Origin of the sequence: Aphanizomenon sp. UHCC 0183 (assembly GCF_009712065.1) — a bacterium.
In the GTDB taxonomy this organism is placed as follows: Bacteria; Cyanobacteriota; Cyanobacteriia; order Cyanobacteriales; family Nostocaceae; genus Dolichospermum; species Dolichospermum heterosporum.
Genome location: NZ_VILC01000181.1, coordinates 1 through 5082 on the forward strand (window position 1 = coordinate 1; position 5082 = coordinate 5082).

Here is a 5082-nt window from a genome sequence, read left to right on the forward strand (position 1 = left end):
CCAAAATGGAGAGTTTGATCCTGGCTCAGGATGAACGCTGGCGGTATGCTTAACACATGCAAGTCGAACGGTCTTTTCGGAGATAGTGGCGGACGGGTGAGTAACGCGTAAGAATCTACCTTCAGGTTGGGGACAACCACTGGAAACGGTGGCTAATACCCAATGTGCCGAGAGGTGAAAGGCTTGCTGCCTGAAGAAGAGCTTGCGTCTGATTAGCTAGTTGGTGGGGTAAGAGCCTACCAAGGCGACGATCAGTAGCTGGTCTGAGAGGATGATCAGCCACACTGGGACTGAGACACGGCCCAGACTCCTACGGGAGGCAGCAGTGGGGAATTTTCCGCAATGGGCGAAAGCCTGACGGAGCAATACCGCGTGAGGGAGGAAGGCTCTTGGGTTGTAAACCTCTTTTCTCAGGGAAGAACAAAATGACGGTACCTGAGGAATAAGCATCGGCTAACTCCGTGCCAGCAGCCGCGGTAATACGGAGGATGCAAGCGTTATCCGGAATGATTGGGCGTAAAGGGTCCGCAGGTGGCATTGTAAGTCTGCTGTTAAAGAGTTTGGCTCAACCAAATAAAAGCAGTGGAAACTACAAAGCTAGAGTGTGGTCGGGGCAGAGGGAATTCCTGGTGTAGCGGTGAAATGCGTAGATATCAGGAAGAACACCGGTGGCGAAGGCGCTCTGCTAGGCCAAGACTGACACTGAGGGACGAAAGCTAGGGGAGCGAATGGGATTAGATACCCCAGTAGTCCTAGCCGTAAACGATGGATACTAGGCGTAGCTCGTATCGACCCGAGCTGTGCCGTAGCTAACGCGTTAAGTATCCCGCCTGGGGAGTACGCAGGCAACTGTGAAACTCAAAGGAATTGACGGGGGCCCGCACAAGCGGTGGAGTATGTGGTTTAATTCGATGCAACGCGAAGAACCTTACCAAGGCTTGACATGTCACGAATTCCGTTGAAAGATGGAAGTGCCTTCGGGAGCGTGAACACAGGTGGTGCATGGCTGTCGTCAGCTCGTGTCGTGAGATGTTGGGTTAAGTCCCGCAACGAGCGCAACCCTCGTTTTTAGTTGCCAGCATTAAGTTGGGCACTCTAGAGAGACTGCCGGTGACAAACCGGAGGAAGGTGGGGATGACGTCAAGTCAGCATGCCCCTTACGTCTTGGGCTACACACGTACTACAATGCTACGGACAAAGGGCAGCTACACAGCGATGTGATGCGAATCTCATAAACCGTAGCTCAGTTCAGATCGAAGGCTGCAACTCGCCTTCGTGAAGGAGGAATCGCTAGTAATTGCAGGTCAGCATACTGCAGTGAATTCGTTCCCGGGCCTTGTACACACCGCCCGTCACACCATGGAAGTTGGTCACGCCCGAAGTCGTTACCCCAACCGAAAGGAGGGGGATGCCTAAGGTAGGACTGATGACTGGGGTGAAGTCGTAACAAGGTAGCCGTACCGGAAGGTGTGGCTGGATCACCTCCTTTTAGGGAGACCCAAATCAAGTCAAAAGGCAAAAGTCAAAAGTCAAAAATCAAGACCTAGACAAAAAACCTAGACTTCGGTTTATCCCAAGGTCGGTCGCAGACTTGAAGTAAAGCTTTCAAACTATGATTTGGTTCGATAAGGGCTATTAGCTCAGGTGGTTAGAGCGCACCCCTGATAAGGGTGAGGTCCCTGGTTCGAGTCCAGGATGGCCCACCTGGAGGAAGTCAAAAATCAAAAGTCAAAAGTCAAAATTAAATATTTTTGAAGCATGACTAGAAATTTTGAGTTCTTTTTGGGGGTTTAGCTCAGTTGGTAGAGCGCCTGCTTTGCAAGCAGGATGTCAGCGGTTCGAGTCCGCTAACCTCCACATTTGGAAAAAAGACAGCAACTGAAACTATAAAAATAGTTTTTGACTGCTGGGTGAAATTCCAGCCAGAACCTTGAAAACTGCATAAGAGAAAGAGAAAAAGCAGGCAGACACAGACATTGAGATGGATGTGAAAGCAAACAAGAAGACATTGTGGTCAAGCTAATAAGGGCTAATGGTGGATACCTAGGCACACAGAGGCGAAGAAGGACGTGGTTACCGACGAAATGTTCCGGGGAGTTGGAAGCAAACTAAGAGCCGGAAATATCCGAATGGGGCAACCCTATGTACTACCTGTTGAATATATAGACAGGAAAGAGCCAACCCAGCGAACTGAAACATCTTAGTAGCTGGAGGAAGAGAAATCAAACTAGAGATTCCCTAAGTAGTGGTGAGCGAAAGGGGAAGAGCCTAAACCAAGGGATTTATCCTTTGGGGTCGTGGGACAGCAATATCGAATCTAGAGGCTAAACGAAACAGCTAAATACTGTACCAGAGGGGGTGAAAGTCCCGTAGTTGAAAGCCAAAGGATAGTAGCTGAATCCCGAGTAGCATGGAGCACGAGGAATTCCATGTGAATCAGCGAGGACCACCTCGTAAGGCTAAATACTACTGTGTGACCGATAGTGAACAAGTACCGCGAGGGAAAGGTGAAAAGAACCCCGGAAGGGGAGTGAAATAGAACATGAAACCATAAGCTTACAAGCAGTGGGAGTCCGATTTAACGGATGACCGCGTGCCTGTTGAAGAATGAGCCGGCGACTTATAGGCACTGGTAGGTTAAAGCGAGAATGCTGGAGCCAAAGGGAAACCGAGTCTGAAGAGGGCGAAGATCAGTGTTTATAGACCCGAACCCTGGTGATCTAACCATGTCCAGGATGAAGCTTGGGTAACACCAAGTGGAGGTCCGAACCGACCGATGTTGAAAAATCGGCGGATGAGGTGTGGTTAGGGGTGAAATACCAATCGAACCAGGAGCTAGCTGGTTCTCCCCGAAATGTGTTGAGGCGCAGCGGTTGTGATTAAATCTGGGGGGTAAAGCACTGTTTCGGTGCGGGCTGGGAGACCGGTACCAAATCGAGACAAACTCAGAATACCCAGAGAACACACAGCCAGTGAGACAGTGGGGGATAAGCTTCATTGTCAAGAGGGAAACAGCCCAGACCACCAGCTAAGGTCCCCAAATCATCACTAAGTGATAAAGGAGGTGAGATTGCCTAGACAACTAGGAGGTTTGCCTAGAAGCAGCCACCCTTGAAAGAGTGCGTAATAGCTCACTAGTCAAGCGATCTTGCGCCGAAAATGAACGGGGCTAAGTGATGTACCGAAGCTGTGGGATTACTAATAATAATCGGTAGGGGAGCGTTCCGTCGTAGGTAGAAGCAGTAGCGGCGAGCAGCTGTGGACGAAACGGAAGTGAGAATGTCGGCTTGAGTAGCGCAAATGTATGTGAGAATCATACACCCCGAAACCCTAAGGGTTCCAGAGCCAGGTTCGTCCACTCTGGGTTAGTCGGGACCTAAGGCGAGGCCGAACGGCGTAGTCGATGGACAAAGTGTCAATAGTCACTTACTGTTCTGTGGGAGCATAGATAGGGACGCATAAAAGATAGCCATACCCTGATTGGTTTGGGAGGAGTTTACGAACTCCGAGTGGTGAAGGATAGTGCCAAGAAAAGCTGTCTATGTGATGAAGATAGAACACCCGTACCCGAAACCGACACAGGTAGGGAGGTTGAGAATACCAAGGGGCGCGAGATAACTCTCTCTAAGGAACTCGGCAAAATGGCCCCGTAACTTCGGAAGAAGGGGTGCCCACTGTATAAGTGGGTCGCAGTGAAGAGATCCAAGCGACTGTTTACCAAAAACACAGGTCTCCGCCAACTCGAAAGAGGACGTATGGGGGCTGACGCCTGCCCAGTGCCGGAAGGTTAAGGAAGCTGGTCAGCGAAAGTGAAGCTGGCGACCGAAGCCCCGGTGAACGGCGGCCGTAACTATAACGGTCCTAAGGTAGCGAAATTCCTTGTCGGGTAAGTTCCGACCCGCACGAAAGGCGTAACGATTTGGATGGTGTCTCAGAGAGAGACTCGGCGAAATAGGAATGTCTGTGAAGATACGGACTGCCTGCACCTGGACAGAAAGACCCTATGAAGCTTTACTGTAGCCTGGAATTGTGTTCGGGCTTCGCTTGCGCAGGATAGGTGGGAAGCGGTGAGTTATTCCTTTTGGGGAATAAGGAGCTAACGGTGAGATACCACTCTGGCGAAGCTAGAATTCTAACCCACGACCGTAAGCCGGTCGGGGAACAGTTTCAGGTGGGCAGTTTGACTGGGGCGGTCGCCTCCTAAAAGGTAACGGAGGCGCGCAAAGGTTCCCTCAGCACGCTTGGAAACCGTGCGAAGAGTGTAAAGGCAGAAGGGAGCTTGACTGCAAGACCGACAAGTCGAGCAGGTACGAAAGTAGGCCTTAGTGATCCGACGGCGCAGAGTGGAATGGCCGTCGCTCAACGGATAAAAGTTACTCTAGGGATAACAGGCTGATCTCCCCCAAGAGTCCACATCGACGGGGAGGTTTGGCACCTCGATGTCGGCTCATCGCAACCTGGGGCGGAAGTACGTCCCAAGGGTTGGGCTGTTCGCCCATTAAAGCGGTACGTGAGCTGGGTTCAGAACGTCGTGAGACAGTTCGGTCCATATCCGGTGCAGGCGCAAGAGTATTGAGAGGAGTCCTCCTTAGTACGAGAGGACCGGGAGGAACGCACCGCTGGTGTACCAGTTATTGTACCAACAGTAAACGCTGGGTAGCCAAGTGCGGAGAGGATAACCGCTGAAAGCATCTAAGTGGGAAGCCCACCTCAAGATGAGTACTCTCACTACGATAAGTAGGTAAGGTCACGGGCAGAACACCCGTTAATAGGCTCTAAGTGGAAGTACAGTAATGTATGAAGCTGAGGGGTACTAATAGACCGAGGGCTTGACCTCTATTCAATTTGTTATTGTGATTTCTCTTTCTCAAATGCAGTCTTCAGGGTTTTGTCAAGTTAAAACTCAGACTTCAAAACTTAATTTTTGACTTTTGACTTTTGACTTTTGACTTCCGCAAGGCTTTCCTGGTGTCTATGGCGCGGTGGAACCACACTGATCCCTTCCCGAACTCAGAGGTGAAACGCTGCTGCGGCGACGATAGTTTGGGGGTAGCCCCACGTGAAAATAGCTCGATGCCAGGT

At 50.8% G+C, this 5082-nt stretch carries 2 tRNA genes and 3 rRNA genes; all 5 read left to right on the top strand.

What is annotated here, in order from left to right:
• Positions 1 to 2 precede the first annotated feature (2 nt).
• Positions 3 to 1489, top strand: a 16S ribosomal RNA gene (locus FJR37_RS26135).
• Positions 1490 to 1629: 140 nt separating this feature from the next.
• Positions 1630 to 1703, top strand: a tRNA-Ile gene (locus FJR37_RS26140).
• An 81-nt stretch (positions 1704 to 1784) separates the two neighbouring features.
• Positions 1785 to 1857 (top strand) — tRNA-Ala (locus FJR37_RS26145).
• Positions 1858 to 2012: 155 nt separating this feature from the next.
• A 23S ribosomal RNA gene (locus FJR37_RS26150) occupies positions 2013 to 4837 on the top strand.
• 127 nt (positions 4838 to 4964) lie between these two features.
• A 5S ribosomal RNA gene (gene rrf / locus FJR37_RS26155) occupies positions 4965 to 5082 on the top strand.
• The 16S, 23S and 5S rRNA genes sit together here with 2 tRNA genes alongside, the layout of an rRNA operon.